Origin of the sequence: Leptotrichia sp. oral taxon 847, assembly GCF_001553645.1 — a bacterium.
Classification (GTDB): domain Bacteria; phylum Fusobacteriota; class Fusobacteriia; order Fusobacteriales; family Leptotrichiaceae; genus Leptotrichia.
The window spans coordinates 756,670-779,464 of the sequence record NZ_CP014231.1 but is presented as its reverse complement, the minus strand read 5'-3'; the positions used below and the strand labels follow the sequence as shown (position 1 = coordinate 779,464).

The window sequence follows — 22,795 nt, the reverse complement described above, 5'->3', positions numbered from 1 at the left end:
TTATTGATGAAAAAATTATTAGTATATTAAATTTATATCTTTTCATTTTTACAAAATTGAGATATAATATTTTTGATAATTAATAATACCACAAAAAATAAATTTAAAAATGAATTTAACCTGAATAAATTTTTAGAAAGGAAAAAGATAAAATAAAAATGGGAAAAATACTGATTGTTGAAGATGATAAAAAAATATCACGTATTTTAAAATTACAGCTTGAACACAAAAATCATGAAATAACGATAATCGAAAATGGAATTGACGCATTAAATGAAATTGACAAAAAAAGGGACTTTTATGATTTGATGCTTTTGGATTTGGGACTTCCTTCGATGGAAGGAAATGATGTCTGCAAAAATGTTAGAAAAATATCAGAAGTCCCTATAATTGTTGTTTCTGCGAAAAATAATACGGAAGAAAAAGTTGAATTATTAAAATCAGGAGCGAGCGATTATGTTACAAAACCTTTTGATTTTTTGGAGCTTGATGCAAGAATTGATATAAATATTAGAAAGGAAAAACTTTCTCAGATTGTCTACAAAACTTTAAAATTAAATACAGAAAATTATTCTGTCTATTTGGAGGATAGACCTATCTTATTGACAAAGACGGAATTTGAATTAGTTAAATTGTTGATTGAACATAAAGAGGAAATTGTTTCACGGGATAAAATCGTTGAAAAAATATGGGGTTGGGATGCAAGCGACAATCTTCTTGACAGCACAATAAAAAAAATTAGGCAAAAATTGGGAAAAGAAAAAATTAAGACTGTGAGAGGAATTGGGTATATTTTAAAAATATGAAAAAAATAAGATTAAAAAAAATAAAAGACAAAATAATTTTTGCAAATACGGTAAGTCTAGTTTTTATCTCGTTTATAATTATCTTGGGAATGACCATATTTTTAATTCATAAAGCTGTTGAAGCTGAAACTAAAGAAATGGATAAACTTGTCTTATCTGCCATTGAAAAATTAAATAATGTTCCGATTGATAAATTGAAACAGACTTACAAAAACTACGATTATGCCGATAAACAATACATTTCTCTTGCGGTTGAAAAAAATGGGGATTTCATTTATTTGACAGATGACGAAAATCGTTCTGATTTTAAGAAAATTGAAGTAAATAAACTTGAAACAAAATGGGACAGATTTGTCTACAAAAGAATTTATACTGTGAATAATACAAAATATTATGCAATAAGAAATTTTAAATTTATGGAAGCACATGAAATCTTGTATGTTATGCTTGTAATGTTTGTTTTAATCACAATTTCGATTATTATAATTTCAAAAATTGTAGCAGAATATGTATTAAATCCGTTGTCAAATATAATTTTTCAAAGTAAGGAAATAAATAATCATAATATTGACGCACAATTGACTAAAACAAGAGATGATGAAATTGGAGAATTAATTGATGTTTTAAATGAAACTTTTAAGAAAAAAGAGGAGATTATAGAAAGTCAAAAAACATTTTCTTCCGATGTGTCACATGAATTAAAGACGCCTCTTGCTATAATGAAAGGTTATTTAGATATATTAGAATGGGGGAAAAATGACAAAGATTTATTAAATGAAGCCATTGAAAATTTGAATCTTGAAGTAAAAAATATTGAAAGAATAATAAATACATTATTTTTAAGTTCAAATCTTGAAAAAATAACAATAAAAAAAGAAATTATCAATGTAAATTCTCTTTTTGAAAAAATAAAAAAAGATTACGAGCTTTTAAATATTGAAAGAAAAATTATAGTAAAAGTGGACGAGAAAATAAATATTTTCGCTGATAAAAACCTAATTTCAGAAGTTTTACGTGGGTTAATAGACAATAGTATAAAATATTCTATTGGAAATATTGAATTAATTGCCAAAGAAGATGAAATGGTTGAAATTATCGTAAGAAATTATGGAGAAGGGATTCCTGAGGAAGAGAAGAAAAAACTGTTTAACCGTAATTTTCAAGGCAAAAATGCTAAAAAAGGAGTAGGAATTGGACTTTCAATTATAAAAGACATAATTTTGTTAAATGATGGGGAAATTTATCTGGAAAATAGAAAAGATGGAGTTGATGTAAGAATGTTGTTTAAAAAAATTGATTATGAATAAATAAAAACTATTAAAGAAATCAATAGACAAGATATCGGGAATCATTCTAATAATCATTGGAGAGTGTCCATAATTTTGTGTAAATGTATATACAAATCCAGTAATATAAGGATTCACTAGTTTATTTACACAAAAAAGTTTACACTCTCAATCATAGGTACATTTTGTAATAATAAAAAAATACGTCTTTTTATTAATATTTGACGTATTTTTTGAAATTATTATTTTTGAAGCATTCTCGATAAAAATTCTTTTGTTCTATTGTGTTTTGGTTTCTCAAAAATGATTTCTGGCTTATCATCTTCTAAAATTATTCCCTGATCCATAAAGACTACTCTACTTGAAACATCATGAGCAAAATCCATTTCATGTGTAACGACAATCATCGTAAGTCCGCTTTTGGCTAAATCCTTCATTACCTTTAAAACTTCTCCAACCATTTCAGGATCTAGTGCCGATGTTGGTTCATCAAATAACAGTACTTCTGGCTCCATAGATAAGGCTCTTGCAATTGCAACCCTTTGTTTTTGACCACCTGAAATTTGATTTGGTTTTGCGTTAATAAATCTTGACATTCCAACTTTTCCTAAAAATTCTTTTGCAACTTTTTCAGCTTCTTCCCTAGTTTTTTTCAAAACTTTCATTTGTCCAATAACGCAGTTATCTAGAACACTTAAGTTATTGAATAAATTAAATTGCTGAAAGACCATTCCAACTTTTTCTCTCAACTCAACCAAAGGAACATCGCCGTTCAATACATCTTTCCCGTGGATCAAGATTTGTCCACTGGTAGGTGTTTCTAGTAAATTTATACATCGTAAAAGCGTAGATTTTCCACTTCCAGAAGAACCTATTATACTCACGACTTCTCCTTCGTGTACATTAAAGTTTATATCTTTTAAAACCGTTCTATTTCCAAAATCTTTTCTTATATTCTTAATTTCTATTACTTTTTGTTTATCTGACATTATTTCTCTCCTTCTTCAACTTCTTCTAAAAATTCAAATGTTTGAGGCCCATCTATTTTTTTCTCAAGTTGTTTTAGAAGTAGCGATAATGTAAATGTTAAGAAGAAGTAAATCACACTTGTTATGATAAAGACTTCGTAATATCTCGAATATGTTCCCGCAACAGATTTTGAAATAAAGAATAATTCTGTAACGCTGATTACGTTTAGTACAGAAGTATCTTTAATATTTACAATAAATTCATTTCCGATCATTGGTAAAATATTTCTAAACATTTGTGGGAAAATTATGCTCTTCATTGTTTGGAAATTTGTCATACCAATAGCTTTTGCAGCTTCAAATTGTCCTTTATCAATCGAATCAATTCCACCTCTTATAATTTCACTCATATAAGCTCCCGTATTTATCGAAACAATAAACAACGCAGCTACAATCGGTGATAAATTTAATCCAAATACTTGTGACAATCCGTAGTAAATTACCATTGATTGCACCATCATTGGCGTTCCTCTAAACACTGCAATATATATTGCAAAAAATTTATTTAAAATATAAAATCCAGCTTTTTTAAATTTAGAAGTTCTGTTATCCGCTTCAGCTTCTACTTGTCTTGACAAGGCAACTACTATTCCAATTAAAAATCCAACCACAGTCCCTGTCAATGAAATAAATAGTGTCATAACTGTCCCTTTAACAAATTGAAGCCAGTTTTTTTGGATAAAGAATGCTACCCATCCAAAAAATGATCTTGAAGTATTTCCAGGTTGTGTTTTTATTGCCTTTTCCATTATTTTTTGTCTTACTTTTGGAGTCAAATCTTCGTCAAGTATTTTGTTTACTTTCTCTTCCAATTCTGTATTTCCCAGTTTCATTCCGATTGCAACATTTACTTCGGAAGTTTCATACTTAAATCCTGTATTTTTATCAAATGATATAAATGTCAAATTTGGATTCGAATACTTAGCTGCCATCGCTCCTGGTCTTTCTGACACATATCCATCAATCTTATTGGAATTTAGAGCAACTATCATTGCAGGAAAATTCTCCATTGCAGTTTGTTTAATGACACCCTTCATTTGATCAATTACACCATAATGTAATGTATTTAACTGTCCTGTAATTCTTGCTCCTGAAAAGTCATTAATTGTTTTTGCCTTAGAATATTTTCCGTTTTTCTTAACTACTACTACCAAATCTGATTCATAATATGGTTTTGTAAATAATAAACTTTGTTTTCTTTCAGGCGTTGCTGACATACCAGCTATTACTAAATCAACTTTTCCAGATGTTAGTGCAGGTCCAAGTAGTGCATCCCATTCCGTTTTTACTATTACTAATTTTTTTCCTAATTTTTTAGCTATAACCTTAGCTATTTCAACATCGTAACCACCACAGTATCCACCATCAGTTTTTATTGCGCCATTTTTATTTGTGTCTTGAAACCAGTTGAATGGAGCGTACCCACACTCCATCCCCACTTTAATTTCATCACTTGCACTATATCCCGTTACGAATGTCATCATAAAGATCAGAAATACTAATAATTTACTTTTTATTTTATTCATTCTCATTTTTATTTTAAATAATGCTCCTTCTTTAATTAATGTTTCGGTAATTTTATATTATGTTTTTTGCTACGTCTTTTTTAATATTATTGGCAACTGTTTTTTTGAAATATTTTTATAAATATTTTAATTTCCCTTTAAACTCATCAATATTTTTATATCCTTTTTTCTCCATAATTTTTTTTAATTCGTTTGTAATTCTTGCAAATGCGCTCGGACCTTCTTTGTGTAAAATTGTTCCAATTTGAACCATACTTGCACCGCATAAAATATGCTCAAATGCATCTCTTCCTGATGAGATTCCGCCTGTTCCAATAATTTGAATACTTGGGTTTAATCTTTGATAAAAAGCATGAACATTTGCTAGAGCTGTAGGTTTTACATATTCTCCTCCAATCCCTCCAAATCCATTTTTGGGTTTTATAACCACGCTTTCATCTTCAATTACGATTCCATTTCCAATACTGTTTATACAGTTTACAAAAGCTAATGGAAATTTGTTAAAAACTTTTGCTGCCTGGTCAAAGTGGACTAAATCAAAATATGGCGGCAATTTTATTCCAAGCGGTTTTTCAAAATATGAAAAAATATCTGCCAGTAATTTTTCGGTTGTTTCTAAATCGTATGCTATCTGTGGCTTTCCAGGCACATTTGGACACGATAAGTTCAACTCTGTTATCCCGTCAAAATCACTTTCTTGTACTTTTTTTAGTAATGTGTGAGTGTCATTTTGCGACATTCCCACAAGTGAAAAGAAAAATTTTCGTTTTGGATGAGTTTTCTTTAATTTCAGTAAATAATTAAGGTAGTAATCAAATCCCAGATTGGGAAGTCCCATTGAGTTGATACTTCCCAATTTTGTGTCATAGTATCTAGGTTTTTGATTTCCATCTCTTTTTTCCAATGTTGCCGTTTTTGTAACAAATGTTCCAGCTTTTGAATTTAATATTTTCTCAAGTTCGTCCTTGTCGTAGCACAAAACGCCTGCTGCATTCATAATACAGTTATCAAATTCAAAATTTGCTATTTTTGTCTTTGTAGATACCATTTATTTCTCCAATCTTTACTATTTCAATTATTATTGAATATGCAGTGCCAATTTATAATATTCAATAGCTTTTTTAAACTGCTGTGCTGTTTCGTATAATTTTGCTACTTCGATAATATTTTCATTGTCGCTTAAATATTTATTATCTTTGAAACATTCTTCAGCAATTTCAAATTTTCCTAGCGAAACACAACTTTTACCGTAGTTAAGCTTCAATTTTTCCTTGTCAATTCCAGACATATCAGGCTTAGGTTTGTCTTTTAGATTAGAAGTTGCATTAAAAAAATTATTGTAATTTGAAAATGCTAGTCCATAATTTTTTTCTTGTGAAAAAATGTCTCCCAATTTTACAAATGCTTCTAGATTATTTTTATCAGCAAGTAGCGACAAATAGTGTTTTTGTAGTGTCAAATTATCTTTGTAGTAATTGACTAATTTTTTTTGAGCGCTCTTGTCATCGTATTCATCAGCTGCAATTTTCCAGTTATTTTCAGCTAGAGCTAATTCATTTTTTTCTTCGTATAAATTTCCTAAGTAATAATAAGCTTTTGCGTTGTCTTTTGCAGCGCTTAAATAATGCTGTGCTAGATCAGTTTGACCGGAATCTTTGTAAATTTTTGCAAGTAATACTTGTGCTTCCTGGTCTTGTCCCTGATCTGCTGCAATTTTTAAATTTTCTGTTGCTAAATCTTTTTTTTGATATTCATAGTAAAGTTTTCCCAAATTATACTGCGCTTTTTTATTTCCATTTCCTATCGCTAGTTTAAAATAATATTCTGCTAATTCAAAATTTGCTTTTTGGCTGTAAACTTCTCCCAATTTATTTTGAAATTCAAGATCTCCACCGTCAGCAATTGGTTTTAAATATTTTTCCGCAATATTAGTTCTGTCATCTTTTAAAAATATGTCAAAAAGTAGCAAAAATGCTTCTCTGTTTCCTGATTTTGTCGCTTTTTTTAAATATTTTTCCGCTAATACAAAATCGCCTTTTTCAAGATATTTTTTTCCTTCTTCTAAAAATTGCCCTGTGTCATTGTTATCTAAATTTTCCAATGTAATCCCTTCCATAAATCATCACCTTTTTTAATTTGTCTTAAATTAATTATACCAAAAAAGAGTGAGAATATCAACTTATAGAAGTTTATTTATTTTTAAAATTTTTATTTCACCAAGGTCAGAGTAAAATAGTTAGGAGTAAATAAAAAATCTTATTTTAAGTTTTTCATTCAATCCAGAAAGTTACTAAAATAATTTTTTCTTTTTTAAGCAGAAGTGCTCATCGCCGCACCCCTGCACCCCGGCTAGTCTTCGACATTTTTATGCACTGACAAAAAACTCGCACTAATCGTGCTCAAACAGTTTTGTCAGCACATAAAAATGCTCCGACGGTTTAAATTTTACTATTATACAAAAGGTGTCGTGATTTTTTTGGAGTAAAGACGACTGTCTGAACGAAGTGAGTTTCGGCTTTGCTTCAAAAAAATGCTTAGACGAGCGTGGGGATTATAAGGGGAAATGGCGGTCCTTTCCCCTTATGTAAAAAATAAAAAAATAATATTAAACAAAATAACATCTTGTAATCAAGAATAACCTAAAAAATTTGAAATTAAAAAATCTGCCCCTAAAATTTTTAAACCATCTTTCACCAAGTTTTTTTTGACTTTATTAAAAAATTGTGTTATAACTATTTTAATAAATTAAAAAATTAAGAAAGAAGGCAATGGAAATGTTAAAGGAGATTGAACATTATTTTAAAAGTTTAATCAAAAGAAAAGAAAAATACACAAAAGCGTTATTGATTACATTTTTAATGACAGGAGCATTAGGATTTTCTGTTCCAATCACTCCAAATGCAAATGGAGAATATATTGTAAATTCTGGTACTGGAGATGGGGATGTTCTTAATTATAATAATTATTCACATGGTGTTTTTAGGATTAGTGAAGGTAAAAAATTTATTTTTACAGGACAAGGAGATATAGATTCAAGAACGCCAAGTCCTTTATTTACACCCAGAACTTTGATAACAGTTACAGATTCGAATACTGAATTTAAAACGATTGGTCAGATTGGAGTATCAAATCATATTGACATGAATTTTGATTCATCAAAAGAAGCAATTTTATATACAGTAACAAATCCAATTACAGGAGCAAATTCTAGTGCTACAAATCAGAAAGTAACTTTAAAAGATGTTTTTATAACAGCACCAAATTCAACAGTGCCTACTGTAAAAGTTGAAGCTAAGAATGGATACGGAATAAAAAATGCGGAACTTAATTTAATCGGTACTAATGGTTTTAAATCACAAATTCATTCAGCTGCTGATGGTTGGTTAGTTGAAGTTGATGCAGATGAAGCAAATGGTGTTTATTCAGAATTGACAGTTAATGGAATAGATGATAGCACTGAAGGTGATGGTGGGACACAAATATTAGGTTTGATGACAAAACATGGAAAATCTATTTTAAATGTAAATTTGGTAGGTGGAGCATATTGGGGATTAAGTAAAAATAGTTCTCTTTCTGAACAAAGAGCGACAATTAATTCATTAAATATAGATAAAAAATCCTTTCTATCATTTGATGAAAGTAATGTTACAGAAAGTGATGGGGTAACTTCAATTTATCATATAAAATTGACATCTGATGGAATTAATAATGATGGAACTTTAAATAACAGTGGACTTATTCAGTTAACAAATGATTCCAACAAGGATAAACTTATTATAGAAGGAAATTATCATGGAGATAATGGTAGAATTGAAATGAATACTGTTTGGAATGCACCAGGTGGTGAAAATGGAGAAAATTCAGAATCAGATTTAGTCTACATCACAGGAAATGCAACTGGAACAACAAAAGTAGTACCAATTTATATTGATGATACCCCACAAGAAAATATATTTGAAAATTATATTCCTGGAAATGTTCAGCAACTATCGCAACGAATAAACAGTGTCCCAGTTGTAAAAGTAGCTGGAAATTCATCACCAACTACGTTTACTGGAACTGCAAAAACTGCGGGAGCGGCAGAAGCACAGCTTACTAGTAGACGAGTTAATGGAATTTGGGAATATTACTGGACTATTGCGCCGCTTGGAAGTGCAAATTTAGGAGTGATTGCTGGAACAGGCGGAACAAGTGGTGGAACAACCCCTTCTTCTAAACCAATATACATAATGGCACAGCCAGTTGCTGCGTATGTCTTGATGCCAAAAGTTAATTTGGAAATGGGATATGAAACTATTGGGACACTTCATGAAAGAAGAGGAGAAAATCAAATTTTAAATTTAGAAAATATGTCAAAAGATAAAGGTCAAATTTGGACTAGAATTTTTGGGCGTGGATTAAATGAAAAAGGAAAAGAAAGATTTGAATATGAAAATGATATTTATGGAGTCCAAGCGGGATATGACTTTAAAATAAATGAAGATTTGAAGGGAAACACTCATTTATTGGGTGGATATATTGCCTATAACAGAGCAAATACGGATTTCTTTGACAGATACAGAGCAGAAAATGGATATATTTCTGATGATAAGTTTACAGGGAAAGGAAAATCGGAAAGTATTTCTTTAGGACTTACAAAAACTAAATATACACCAAATGGCTCATATTACGATTTAGTTGGACAAATGTCATTTTTACAAAATAAATATGATTCAAGAGATAATTATGATGCAAAACAAAAAGGTTATGGACTATTATTGTCAGCGGAAGTTGGAAGACCGTTTAAATTTTCTAAAAATATAAGTGACAGCAGCTGGTCAATCGAGCCACAAGCGCAGTTAGCTTATCAATATTTACACACAAAATCATTTAATGACGGTTTAAGAGATGTAAGTCAAGACAATAGAAACGGATTAAGAGCAAGAGCGGGAGTAAGAATTTCATACGATAAAAATTCAGAAGCCACAAATAGAACAAACACATATTATGCGATAGCAAATGTATGGCATGATTTGATAAAAAATAATAACAAGTACGCAAATATAGGACTTGATAAAGTAGGCGAAAAATACGGTACAACTTGGGGAGAAATAGGAATAGGCGCTCAAGCTCCAGTAGGACAAAAAAGCAATTTGTATGTAGATACAAGATATGAACATTCATTTGGAAATGAAAAACGTTCAGGATATAAAGGAACTATCGGGTTTAAACATACTTTTTAATTTTTAAGATATAAAAAAAGCAGGATTTTAAATTCTTGCTTTTTTTGTTTTTTCAGTCTATGAAGTTGTTAAAAGCTTTATGTAATTGAGAAAATGAATATTTGAAATTTTTTCAAAATCATATTAATAAAATTTAAAAGTAATCGCTGTAAATTGAGCTTTTATTTTATTAATCTATCTTTAGCGTTTAATTTAGTATTTGAGTATAAAAATTTTGGGAGCAAATAAAGATTTCTATTTTAAGTTTCTTATTCAACTCACGAAATTACTAAAATAATTTATTTTTTTAAGCAGAAGTGCTCATCGCCGCACCCCTGCACCCCGGCAAGGCTCAAGACATTTTTATGCACTGCCAAAAAACTCGCACTGATTGTGCTCAGACAGTTTTGTCAGCGCATAAAAATGCTCCGACGGTTTAAATTCTACTATTATACAAAAGGTGTCGTGATTTTTTTGGAGTAAAGACGACTGTCTGAACGAAGTGAGTTTCGGCTTTGCTTCAAAAAAATTCTTAGACGAGCGTGGGGATTATAAGGGGAAATGGCGGTCCTTTCCCCTTATGTAAAAAATAAAAAACTATACTAATTAAAATAACATCTTGTAATCAAAATAAATAAAAAATATTGAAATTAAAATTTACTTTAAGTATTTTACTCTGTTTTAGCGTTTAAAAAGATAGATTTTTTTTAAAATATATAGTAAAATTGAAGAAAATAAAAGTAGGTTTAATTTTGACCTGAAAGGAAGAAAAATATGGAACAGGAAAAAGTGATAAATAAAACGTCAAAAGAACTATTGCAGCAGCTTTTGGACAGAATTCAAAAAAATAATTTGAATGTGGATACTGAAGAGATTTCACAAGCTTTTACATTGGCAAATGAGTCGCATACTGGACAAAAGAGGAAAAGTGGAGAAAATTATATTTTACATCCGATAGAAGTCGCAAAAATTCTGGCTGATTTAAAGATGGATACGGATACGATTGTTGCTGGGATACTTCACGATGTTGTGGAAGATACGTTAATTACATTGCCTGATATTGAGTATATTTTTGGAGCAGATGTCAGAAAACTGGTTGACGGAGTTACAAAACTTAGAAATTTGCCACGAACGGACAGTAAAAAGATAGAAAATATTCGTAAGATGGTAGTGGCGATGTCTGAGGATATCAGGGTCGTAATTATAAAACTTGCTGATAGACTTCATAATATGAGAACGCTAAAATATATGACGCCTGCAAAGCAACTTGAAAAGTCTAAGGAAACACTTGAAATTTTTGCACCGATTGCACATAGGATTGGAATGTCAAAAATAAAGTCAGAGCTGGAAGACATAAGTTTTAGATATTTGCATCCAAAGGAATATCAAGAAATTAAAGAACTTGTAAATACAAAAAAACAGGAAAGGGAAGATTACACAAAAAAAGTTATATTAGAAATTGAAAAAGAGCTTAAAAAACATAATTTAAAAGGAGAGGTTACAGGAAGACCTAAGCATCTTTATAGCATTTATCGTAAAATGATTGAAAAGGAAAAGAAATTTGCTGATTTGAATGATTTGATAGCGGTTAGGATAATTGTTGAAAAGGAAGATGAATGCTATAATGCACTTGGGATAATTCACAATTTATTTATTCCAGTTCCAGGGAGATTTAAAGATTACATCGCTGCGCCAAAGTCAAATGGGTATCAGTCCATTCACACAACGGTAAAAGGACCCGAAAAGCAAAAAGTGGAAATTCAAATTAGAACAAAACAGATGCATCAAATTGCCGAAGATGGAGTTGCAGCGCACTGGAAATACAAAGATAAAAAATACAAAGAAAAAAAATCAAAAGACGAGGAATATTATGCAGCTGTCAAAAAAATTATTGAGAAAAATGCTAATAATGAAAATAATGAAGAAGAAAGAACGAAAAGTTTTGCAAGAGAAGTTACAGGAGATGTACTAAATCAGACAATTTTTGTGTTTACTCCAAAAGGCGATGTCATAGAGCTTCCAAAAAATTCAACGGCTCTTGATTTCGCATTTCAAATTCACACACAAATTGGTTACAGAACAATTGGGGCTAAAATTAACGATAGAATAGTTCAGCTTAACCAGACTCTTGAGAATGGGGATAAAGTCGAAGTTCTAACCTCCAAAAATACAAAAGGTCCAGGAAAAGATTGGATAACGATGGTAAATAACCATAGCTCAAGATTAAAAATCAGAAAATGGTTCAAAGATAAGGAGTTTTTAGAAAAATCAAAAGAAGGTGAACAATTATTAGAAAAAGAATTTGAAAAATTAGGACTAAAATTAAAAGATGTTGAAGAAGAAGAAAAAGTATTTTTGTATATGAAAAAATTTAATATTTCTACAAAAGAATTACTTTTTTATAAATTTGCAACAGGGGATTTATCACTTGATGGATTTTTGAAAAAATTTGAGACAAAACAGGAAAAAAAACTGGAAGAAGTTTTGGAAGAAGAACAGGAGAAAGGAAATAAAAGGAAAGAAAAAAGTCAAGGTGGAATAAAAATTTCAGGAACAGAAAATACGATGTACCGTTTTGCAAAATGTTGTAGTCCGCTTCCCGGAGATGAAATTTGTGGATATGTAACTCGAGGTAGAGGAATTGCAATTCACAGAAAAGACTGTAAAAATTTTCAAAAATTGATGGAAACTGAATCAGATAGAGAAGTTGAAGTATTTTGGGATGAAGAGGAAATCCGCAAAAATACAACAAGATACCAGTTTAATTTTTCATTGAAGGCATACGATAGAAATGGACTTCTTTTAGACATCATAAGAATCTTAAATGAGTATAAGATGGAAATTGTAAACGTCAATACAAACCTTTTAAAAGAAAATGGAAATCAGCTTTGCCTTATGCATCTGGGAATAATGATAAGAAATAGAGAAGATTTTGACAAACTTTCAAACAATCTAAAATCAATGAAAGATGTAATTGAGATAATAAAATAAATCTTTTGGGGGAATAAAAATGAAGACATTGATAACGATAATTATAGTTTTTTTCATTTTGAAATTGATTTTTAAATTAGCAAAAAAATTAATATTTTGGGTAATCATAATTGCAATAGGATATTATATTTTAGAAAAATTTCTTTAAATATTTATTTTGGAGATACAAAATGTTATTTTATTTAGTAATGTTTTTTAATTTTTAACATATTATTAAATTATATATTGTAATTTGAATTTTTTTAAAAAGATTTTACTTTGTAAACTTCATTTTTAAATAAAAATAGATTTTTATCCAAAATTGTGTTAAAATACAGGAAGATATTTTTAGTTTGATGAACAGGAGAATATCAAAAAATAGGGTAATTAGATTTTATTGTAAAAAATATGTGCAATATAAAGATAAATTATTACAAAATAAAAAGATAAAAGGCATAAGAATTATCCTTTTCAAAATGGTCAGTTATAGTTGATTGACAGTGCAGATTAAAATGTACAAGTTACGGAAAAGGAGGTAAAAATTGTGAAATGAAATATTTAAAAAAATCTTTAATGGTTTTTATACCGCTTCTAATGTCTTTGATTGCATTAAAATATTATATTTCAACATCACATTTTAAGTCGACATTGACGAATGTTTTAAAAACAAATGTGTTAAATGTTGAGTTTACCAAAGTCCGGCTTTATGGGTTTAGTCAAATTCAGATTGATAATTTGAAAGTTAAAGATCTGTCGGGAAATGTGGTAATTGATGCAAAAAGAGCGGTTGCAAAAATAAATTTATTTATGCCAACCAGGCTTAGTAAGATAGATATTTACAATGCAACTGTAAATTTGGAGCGAGGGAAAAACAATGATTTTAATATTTTTCACATAGTGAAAGAGAATAAAAAGGCAAAAACATTTGACAGAACAAGTAGACTTGGAAAACTTTTTATTCACGATGTGCTACTTAACTACGCTGATACGAGTTATAAAAATAAGATAAAAAAATCTTTAAAAAGTGTAAATGGAAATCTGGAAATTTCAAAATCTCGTGGATTTTCATTGATGGCTAAGGGAATAGGAAATTTAAATCCAGATAATACAACTGAAAATTTGAAAATTGAGTTAAAACAGATGATAAAATCTAGTCAGTCTACAAAATCAATGTTTGATAAAATAAAAAATAGTGATAATAGAAGAAAAGAATTTCATTTGAATTTTGATTTTGGAAATGTGAGAGCAACAAAAGAGCTAGGACAATATGCTCCACTGGAAATGATTACAATAAAAGATGGAATTTTAAACGGGAAACTTAATTTGTCAAATAACAAAGTTACTAAAACTATGGAAGCAATTGGTAATTTGAACGTAAAAAACGGAAGATTAAGTTATGTTGATTTTGAAGGCGATATTGACAAAATTAATGCAAATATTAATCTTACAAAAGAAAAAATTGTCGTTGATGCAAGTTCAAAATTATCAGGAAAACCGGTTTCGCTACTTTTGACTTATGGACATCTGGACAAAAAGCTCAATTTAAAAATAAAAACTAAGGAAGTTCCTTATTCACAAATTGCAAGGTACAAAATTTTAAAAGATTTTAACGTAAAGGCGAAAGGAAATATTACTGGAGAATTAAATGTGAGAGTTGACACTCAAAAAAACGAAAAAGAAAATAAGAATAAGGGAAAAAAGAAATTCAAAGATGCAAAAGTTGAACTAGATGGGAAATTTTCATCAAAAAAAATAACTATAGCAAATTATGATTTTAGTAATGTAACTACAAAAATGAAACTTTCCACTGAAAAAAAACTTTTGACATTAACCGATTCGGCTTTTCGTTTTGATGAGGTGATAAGCGGATTTCACATAAAAAATGACGTAAAAGTTCCAAAATTTACATACGATTTGAATAAAAAGACAGGAAAAGGTAATTATATTCTGATAAACAAAGGCTCTGATTACAATATTCCAAAATTTGTAGGAAGTGCTAAAATTTCAAGTAAAAATGTTATTTCTGGGACACTTATTTCAAGAAAACTAAGTGCCGATTATGTTATAAATCCAAAGGCAAAAACGCTTCTTGTAAATGCAAAAGGAAACGGTTACATAACTATCAAATACAATGGGAAAAAATATGTTTTAAATCCAGATGTGAAAAAATTATTTGTTAAATTTGATGAAAAACATATTCTTCGTTCGGGACATATAAAAGCAAAAATTAAAAATTTGCCGATAAAAATGATCGATAGTATAATTGCAAATATAAATATAAACAGAGGAAATTATGACATAAAAGCTGATGTGCATACTGGTGGAACAGTGATAAGTGTAAAAGGTACAACAACGTCAAATATGAAACATTCTTACAGTGTACAAAGTAAGGGCAAAATGGATTTAGCGAAACTTTTAAGAAATTATGGCTATAATTTTAAAGGATTAAATAAAGCAAAATTACCTTTTGATATAAAGGTGAAAATTAATGGTACAAACAATAAAATTTCAGGAAGCTATGAACTTTACAGTCCTTATGGAGAATATATAGTAGAATATGAAAATTTACACGCAAATGGGAAGATTAATGATCTAAGAAAATTGGATCTGGATATGTATGTCAATGCTGCCGAAGTTTGGTTGGAATATCAAAGACTAAAAAATTTAACAGCAAAACTTAATTTAAAAAATGACATTTTAAAAATTCAAAGTTTTGGAAATGATAAATTGTTTGCGACTGGAAGCTATAATTTAAAAACAAGACATACAAAATTTGATGCCGAGTTAAAAAATTATGTTTTATACGGTACATTTGACCCGCAAGTAAGTATGTATGTGGACAGTTTAAAGGCAAATGTTTCTGGAACGCCAGATAATTTAAACGGTAAAATTGTTTTAACTCCATCGACAACAAAAATTAATTTTAACACGATTGGGAAAACAAGAGCATATTTGGATGTAAAAAATAGCGTAATAAACTTTAGGGACGTTTCTTTAAGAGATAATAATATTTCTGGAACATATAATTTAAGAAACGGAGTAGCTAATTTGGCATTTAATTTGAATGAAAATGATATTCCAAAATTATTGAAAAAGAACGATTTAACATTTGGAACAAGATCAAAAGTTAATTTAAAAGGTGATTTAAATAAATTTGACTTGTCTGGACAGGTAATCTTAGAAAATATGAGTTACAGAAGTTATAAAATTCCACACATTGTGGCAGATATTGATTATAGCAATGGAAATATTGACAAACTGTTTAAATACGGTATATTTGATATAAAAAATTTGAAATTTGTCGGAGAAAATAATGAAACTTTATTTGAGACAAATACGAAATTTGATTTAGCGAACGTTAATATTGACTACAAGGTTGAAGATCATAATTTTGCGCTAGATTCTGTACAGGACTTAAAAAATAAAGGATACAGTGGAAACATTGATTTTAATTTCTTTTATAAAGGAAGTTTTGAAAAGTTTTTAACAGGATTAAGAATAAAATCTGATAAAGTAACTCTAGCTGGATTCCCAGTAACTGATGTGGACATAGATCTTCAAGGTAATAATAAAACGGTAAATATAGGGTTATTTAACTTAAATTATGAAAATAATCCACTTGTAGTAAGCGGATATGTTGATTATTCACCAATAAAATACGATATTTCTGTATTGGCACAAAATTTTAATTTGGACTTTTTAACAGCGAATAAAGATGTGAGTGAAGCTAGTGGAGTAGCAAATATTGATGCCGTTATTTCAAATAGCAATGGAACTTCAGGACATATTTTGCTAAATAACTTCAATTATAAAACGAAAGATGCATTGACATTAGTGGACAACGTTAACGCAAATATTGATTTGCAAGGTACAAAACTTATTGTAAATCGATTGGACGGTGGATTTAATAACGGGACATTTAATGTCGGTGGAAATTTGGACGTGCCAACGATACCAGCAGATTTTATGAAAACAAAACGTTTACAATTTGGCAAGTTTGAATTAAATGCGGAATTGAATAAATTGGGACTTCATTATGGAACTGATATTGATTATGCTCTTACAGGGAATTTGATATTGACAGAAGAAAGATTGTTTGGAAATCTAATTGTAAGTGATGCTGAAATTAGACAGATACCCGATTTTGCAAATAAACAAGATTCAAAATTATCTGAGGAACAAAAAGAAAAACAAGCCAAAGATAAGAGTATTGTAGAAGGTGTAGTTGAAGAAGTGCTTGATAAAATCTTAAAACAGTATACTGTTAATTTAGATGTTCAAGTTGGTGAAAAAGTGAAATTAAATATTCCGAGCGTCAGTCTTGTGAGAAATATAAAAGGTACAATAAAAGGTACTTCTGAAATTTCTTTTGAAAATGGACAAATTGGAATAATAGGTGATTTTAATGTTTCAAAAGGTTCATTTTACTTAAATGGAAATGAATTTAAAATAGATAACTCGGTAGTGCGTCTTTCAAAATCAACTTCAGAAACTGACTTTATGTCAAACGCATACGTTGTATTTGAAGCTAGTACAAAAGTTGGTGGAGAAAGAATAGAAGTAGATGTTACTGGAAATATAAATAATCCTGATATTAGATTTAGTTCAAGTTCTGGAAAAACAAGAGAAGAAATAATTTCTCTTTTAGCCTTTGACACAGTTGTCGGAAATAAAGAAAAAAAAGATAGCAAAGATAACTCAGAAGATGGGCTAGTTGTCGCAGGTTCACTTTTAAATACTGCATTAAATGAGTTGATTTTTTCTTCAATAACTGATAAAATTGGAGGGGCATTAGGACTATCAAAACTAGCTGTATCGACAAATGTGGATAAATCGGATAAAACTGGTAAATACAGTGCTTCAACAACATTAACACTACAAGATAAATTATACAAAGATAAAGTGTACTGGAATTTAGCAATAAAATTTCCTTTCCAATCTTCAAAAGAACAGGAAGACAATCCGATAGGCTACAATGCTTGGTTAAGTTATAATGTCGCAACTGGTCTTGATTTTAGACTTGGAGGAGAAACAGCAAGAAAAAATAATAAAATAAATACAAATACAACGAAAAAACAAAACAAAATAAATTATTATTTTGGAGTTGATTTTTCAACGAAAGCCAATAGTATTGGTGATTTATTTAGAAAAATATTCAAAAAAAGAAAATTGGATACATTAACAAAATAGGAGGAAAAATGAGAAGTAAAATTTATGCTTTGATTGTGGTAGTAACATTATTCGTTTCGATGAATAATATGGCACAAGCAGCTGAAGAGGGAGAAAAAACTGTTGGAACTAAAACTGAAACTAAATCTACAGCAGTGCTAGTAGCGGACACCACGACAAATTCTTTGACGCCGGCGGCTGAAGATGAAAATGAAAAAACATCTCAAGCTCAGGAAATACAGCCAGCTGATGAAGAAACTAATTCTACAGCGAATTTTAGTGAAGAAGTTGGAGATGAAGGAAAAAAAGGTAAAAAGAAAAAAGAAAAAAAGGTAAAAGAGGTAGTAGTAAACAGAAATGACTTGACAGTTGGAGAAATAAAAATTTCTAACTTAAATGAATTGCCAGAAGATTTAGTGAGATCAAAAATTCCAGTTCATTCTGGTGAAAACTACTCAAATAAAGATTTAAGTGATATTTATTTGGCATTAAAAAGAGAAAAATATATCTCAAATGTAAATGTAGTTCCGACTATCGTTGGAAATGCGGTAAATATTGATGTTAGAGTTGAAGAAGCTCCAAATGCAGCAAATATTGTTCAAAGAGAAGTGCAAAATGAAGAAAATCAAAAAGAAACAAATTTTACAGTAACAAGTGTGGATATTCAAGGTATCAAAACTTTAAATAAAGATGATTATTTAAAAGATCTTCCAATAAAAGAAGGAGATAAACTTATTCCACAAAAAGCAATTGATGGTGCCAAAAAAATATTTTCTTCAGGTTATTTTTCAAGTGTTGAGCCTAAGATAGATAGAAAAGCTGACAATACAGTTTCAATATTGTATATAGTGCAGGAAAATCCACCTGTTCAGAGTGTAAACTTTAAAGGAAACACTCTGTTTACTAATGATCAATTGGAAAAAGCACTAGGATTAAAAAGAGGAGAAATACTAAACGGTAATTTATTAGATCCTGATTCAAACGGTGTAGTTAAGTTATATTCTAAAAATGGATATACAACGGCGAGAATTGAATCAATAAATGTATCAGAAGCAGGAGATGTAAATATAGGTCTTAGTGAAGGAATAGTTAAGAATGTAACTTTTGAAAAATATATATCAAAAAAAGATGATGACAGACAAACAGATAAGAATACAAAATTAAAAACAAAAGATTATGTCTTTGAAAGAGTATTAGAAGTAAAACCTGGGCAAGTATTAGAAGAAAAAAATATAGAACAAACAATGGCTGAATTATACAGAACAGGTATTTTTACAAGAATAACACCAGAACTTTACGGAAGTGAAGATGATCCAAATGAAAGAAATGTAAAATTCATAGTGGAAGAAAGACCTACCACAACAATTAATGGAAGTATTTCTTATGGTACTTCAGTTGGATTAGTTGGAGGACTTAAATTATCAGATGATAACTTTTTAGGAAGAGATCAACAGGCATCAATTAACTTGGAAGCTTCAAACAAAGGGGATAAAACATTTTCAATAGACTGGTTTGATCCTTGGGTAAGAGGAACTGAAAGAGTTCAATTAGGAGGTTCTGCTTATTGGACACAATCTGTTGACGATGATGCTGACTGGGACGAACTAGAAAAAGTTAAAACAATAGGAACAAGATGGACAATTGGTAAGGGATTAAATAAAGATATTTACGTAAGACTTGCAGCTAGATATGATCATAAAAAAGAAATTTATTCAGGAGGAGAAGTTAAAGACAAATATAACTTAATAGCATTAACTCCACAACTAATTTATGACACAAGAGATAATATAAATGATCCATCAAAAGGACTTTATGCAAATCTAACTTATGAAAGAGGAGAGCTACTTAAAGATCCTAGAAAATATGACAGATTTGAAGCAGATTTAAGAGCGTTCCATCCATTATTTGGAAAACGAAATATAATGGCATATAGAGCAGTTTGGGGAACAACAGGAAGTGGAACTCCTGATGCAATGAGATTTAGTGTCGGAGGAGCTGAAACACTTCGTGGGTATGAATATGGAGCATTTGATGGATATGATGAATTTTTCGCAAGTATTGAAAATAGAACAAAAATTAATGACACAGTACAGTTAGTTGCCTTTTTTGATATAGGAAACGCTTGGCAAAAAGAAAGAGTAAATCCAGCAACAGGAAGAAGAACATATTCACCAGATAGAAAAAATTCACACGATTTCAAAGATCTTAAAAAAGGTTACGGAATTGGACTTAGATTAAATACACCAGTTGGTCCATTAAGATTTGATTATGGTTGGCCAATGGATCCTGAAAAACCAGGTCAGAAAAAAGATCACGGTAAATTTTATTTCAGTTTTGGACAATCATTCTAAAATATAATTTACAGTTGAAAATTATAAATACAAAGTTATTTTATAAACAGGGGATTTTGGGATTCCCTGTTAATTTTTTAAAAATAAAAAGAGGTGTGAAAAATGGAAAAGATGTATAATATAAAAGAGATAGCAAACTTAATAAATGGAAAAATTATCGGAAATAATGAAATAAAATTTACAAGGCTAGCTCCTTTTTTTGCAGCAAATGGAGAAGAACTGGCTTTTGCCGCAGATGAAAAAATGTTAAAAAATATTGATAAATGTAATGCTGGAGCGTTAATAGTCCCCAAAATTCCAAATTTGCCAGAAGATAAGACATTTATTGTGGTAGATGAAAATCCGAGAGAAATAATGCCAATTTTATTAAATTATTTTAAACCTAAAATAAAATCTTTTGAAAAAGCAATAGAAGATTCAGCAGTGATAGACGAAACTGCAAGTGTTTCAAATATTAACACATATATAGGTCACAATGTAAAAATAGGGAAAAATGTTGTTATTTATCCAAATGTTTCCATATTTGAAGGAACTGAAATAGGTGACGGGACAATAGTTTATTCAAATGTTACAATTAGAGAGTTTTCTAAAATAGGTAAAAGATGTATTTTTCAGCCAGGAGCAGTAATTGGTTCGGACGGATTTGGCTACATAAAAGTAAAAGGAAATAATGTAAAAATAGAACAAATTGGAAATGTAATCTTGGAAGATGAAGTAGAAATAGGGGCTAATACTTGTGTTGATAGAGGGGCGATCGGTGATACAATAATAAAAAAAGGAACTAAAATTGATAATTTAGTTCACATCGCTCACAACGACATAATAGGCTCAAACTGTTTTATAATAGCACAAGTGGGAATTTCAGGAAGCGTAGAAGTTGGAAATAACACAATTCTTGCGGGTCAAGTAGGAGTAGCTGGACACTTAAAAATAGGAAACAATGTTGTAATTGCTGCAAAATCAGGTGTTACAAATAATGTGCCAGATGGAAAACAAATGTCGGGATTTCCACTAAGAGAGCATATAGATGATTTACGAATAAAAATGTCTATGGGAAGAGTTCCTGAGTTAGTAAAAAAAGTCAAAAAATTGGAAAGAAAATTAGAAAATAAATAAAAATTTTTGTTTTTGAAGTAAGAGGTGGATATCTTGGACCTAAACTTAATTATTTGGATTATAATTATTTTAATCATAATAAATGATTCAGGAAATAATCCAAATAAATAAGAAAATTTTTTAACCGTTTTTTCCTTATGAATTAGTGTAGAAATAATTGTAATCTTAATCATAAAAACTTTTAGTTAATTTAAATTAAAAATGTATCTGATGGTAAAAAATCAAAAGATACATTTTTTATTAAACAAGCACATTTTTAAGAATTATGTAAAAATGTAAATGAATATTTTTTAAAGATTTCGGGGTAATTTCATTTCATTATTTCATTTGGTTAAGTGATTTCAGAAAAGTTTAAAATAAAAAAATGATAACCTACGTTATCACATGAATAATGGTGCCCAGACGCGGAATCGAACCACGGACACAGGGATTTTCAGTCCCTTGCTCTACCGACTGAGCTATCTGGGCAAATAAATGGCGGAAGTGACGAGATTTGAACTCGCGACATCTTGCGTGACAGGCAAGCACTCTAACCAGCTGAGCTACACCTCCAAAAAAAATGGTGGTCACAATTGGGCTCGAACCAATGACCCCCTGCTTGTAAGGCAGGTGCTCTCCCAACTGAGCTATGCGACCATCACATTACTTATTAAGTATATCATAAAAATAAAGAAATTTCAACTACTTTTTTTGGAAAATTTTGTATTTTTTTTTAAAGAGTATTGTATCGTGGAAATAACTTTAAAACGAGATATAGTATACTAAATATAAGTAAATTAACAGTTTGTTCAATAATTGTAATAATAGTCATAGTTTATGAAGTTATGCCAGAACACTCGCAACGCAAGGAATGAGATGAATAGTAATTTTTTTGTTTACAAAGACTTTGAAATAATTAAATACATATGGTATAATAAAAATAGTGATAAAAGATGATAAATATTAATTTTGGAAGAGGATATGTGTATTCAATTCAATATCATATAGTGTGGTTTGTAAAATATAGAAGAAAAGTATTAATTGATGATATTGAAAAAACTTTAAAAGAATTATTAATTGAAATTTCTAATGAAAATAATATAAAAATAATAGAAATGGAAACAAATTTAGACCATATTCATATATTACTTGAGTGTAGTCCTCAACATTTCATACCTAATATTTTGAAAATATTCAAAGGAATTTCTGCAAGAAAACTTTTTTTAAAACATCCTGAGATAAAAAATAAGTTATGGAATGGACACTTATGGAACCCTAGTTATTTTGTTGCAACTGTTTCTGAAAATACTGAAGAACAAATAAAAAGATATATCCAAACTCAAAAAGAAAGATGAGAAGGAGG

Annotated in this window: 13 protein-coding genes and 3 tRNA genes; 9 read left to right on the top strand and 7 right to left on the bottom strand. The window is 29.6% G+C overall.

Annotated features, from left to right (window positions below):
* The first annotated feature begins 158 nt into the window (after positions 1–158).
* Both AXF11_RS03490 and AXF11_RS03485 read left to right on the top strand, forming a co-directional pair.
* On the top strand, positions 159–806 hold the full coding sequence (locus AXF11_RS03490) for a response regulator transcription factor (RefSeq protein WP_068154959.1): 648 nt from the start codon (positions 159–161) through the stop codon (positions 804–806).
* Complete coding sequence (locus tag AXF11_RS03485) at positions 803–2,113, top strand: sensor histidine kinase (RefSeq protein WP_068154956.1); 1,311 nt, start codon at positions 803–805, stop codon at positions 2,111–2,113. The genes AXF11_RS03490 and AXF11_RS03485 overlap by 4 nt, the downstream gene beginning before the upstream one ends.
* Positions 2,114–2,334: 221 nt before the next feature.
* Here the strand turns inward: AXF11_RS03485 and AXF11_RS03480 are convergent, their stop codons facing one another.
* The 4 genes from AXF11_RS03480 to AXF11_RS03465 form a co-directional block, all read right to left on the bottom strand.
* Complete coding sequence (locus AXF11_RS03480; RefSeq protein ID WP_068154954.1) at positions 2,335–3,081, bottom strand: amino acid ABC transporter ATP-binding protein; 747 nt, start codon at positions 3,079–3,081, stop codon at positions 2,335–2,337.
* Complete coding sequence (locus AXF11_RS03475) at positions 3,081–4,646, bottom strand: ABC transporter substrate-binding protein/permease (RefSeq protein ID WP_231724761.1); 1,566 nt, start codon at positions 4,644–4,646, stop codon at positions 3,081–3,083. Before AXF11_RS03475 ends, AXF11_RS03480 begins: the two co-directional genes overlap by 1 nt.
* A gap of 115 nt (positions 4,647–4,761) precedes the next feature.
* On the bottom strand, positions 4,762–5,694 hold the full coding sequence (locus AXF11_RS03470; RefSeq protein ID WP_068154949.1) for a dihydroorotate oxidase: 933 nt from the start codon (positions 5,692–5,694) through the stop codon (positions 4,762–4,764).
* A gap of 30 nt (positions 5,695–5,724) precedes the next feature.
* A complete protein-coding gene (locus tag AXF11_RS03465; protein ID WP_068154948.1) occupies positions 5,725–6,762 on the bottom strand; it encodes a tetratricopeptide repeat protein in 1,038 nt (345 codons plus the stop codon).
* 658 nt (positions 6,763–7,420) lie between these two features.
* On the opposite strand from AXF11_RS03465, the gene AXF11_RS03460 reads away from it, so the two are divergent.
* The 6 genes from AXF11_RS03460 (at position 7,421) to lpxD (ending at position 21,453) form a co-directional block, all read left to right on the top strand.
* Positions 7,421–9,868, top strand: a complete 2,448-nt coding sequence (locus tag AXF11_RS03460; protein ID WP_068154946.1) for an autotransporter outer membrane beta-barrel domain-containing protein — start codon at positions 7,421–7,423, stop codon at positions 9,866–9,868.
* A gap of 753 nt (positions 9,869–10,621) precedes the next feature.
* Positions 10,622–12,838 (top strand): RelA/SpoT family protein, encoded by a 2,217-nt coding sequence (locus tag AXF11_RS03455; protein ID WP_068154943.1) that lies wholly within the window; start codon positions 10,622–10,624, stop codon positions 12,836–12,838.
* 19 nt (positions 12,839–12,857) lie between these two features.
* On the top strand, positions 12,858–12,986 hold the full coding sequence (locus AXF11_RS11005) for a hypothetical protein (RefSeq protein ID WP_257720980.1): 129 nt from the start codon (positions 12,858–12,860) through the stop codon (positions 12,984–12,986).
* Positions 12,987–13,366: 380 nt separating this feature from the next.
* The gene (locus AXF11_RS03450; protein ID WP_068154941.1) at positions 13,367–18,007 is read left to right on the top strand and encodes a translocation/assembly module TamB domain-containing protein; all 4,641 of its coding nucleotides are present in this window, start codon (positions 13,367–13,369) and stop codon (positions 18,005–18,007) included.
* An 8-nt stretch (positions 18,008–18,015) separates the two neighbouring features.
* A complete protein-coding gene (locus AXF11_RS03445; RefSeq protein ID WP_068154939.1) occupies positions 18,016–20,337 on the top strand; it encodes a BamA/OMP85 family outer membrane protein in 2,322 nt (773 codons plus the stop codon).
* A gap of 111 nt (positions 20,338–20,448) precedes the next feature.
* The gene (lpxD, locus tag AXF11_RS03440; protein ID WP_068158212.1) at positions 20,449–21,453 is read left to right on the top strand and encodes a UDP-3-O-(3-hydroxymyristoyl)glucosamine N-acyltransferase; all 1,005 of its coding nucleotides are present in this window, start codon (positions 20,449–20,451) and stop codon (positions 21,451–21,453) included.
* Positions 21,454–21,845: 392 nt separating this feature from the next.
* On the opposite strand, the gene AXF11_RS03435 is transcribed toward lpxD, so the two are convergent.
* From AXF11_RS03435 to AXF11_RS03425, 3 genes are all read right to left on the bottom strand, one after another.
* Positions 21,846–21,921: transfer RNA gene (locus tag AXF11_RS03435), tRNA-Phe, on the bottom strand.
* A 7-nt stretch (positions 21,922–21,928) separates the two neighbouring features.
* Positions 21,929–22,005: transfer RNA gene (locus AXF11_RS03430), tRNA-Asp, on the bottom strand.
* Positions 22,006–22,013: 8 nt separating this feature from the next.
* A tRNA-Val gene (locus AXF11_RS03425) sits at positions 22,014–22,089 on the bottom strand.
* A gap of 296 nt (positions 22,090–22,385) precedes the next feature.
* Here AXF11_RS03425 and tnpA point away from each other — a divergent pair.
* Positions 22,386–22,787, top strand: coding sequence for an IS200/IS605 family transposase (tnpA, locus tag AXF11_RS03420; protein ID WP_068154937.1), 402 nt, complete (start codon positions 22,386–22,388; stop codon positions 22,785–22,787).
* The last annotated feature ends 8 nt before the right edge of the window (positions 22,788–22,795 follow it).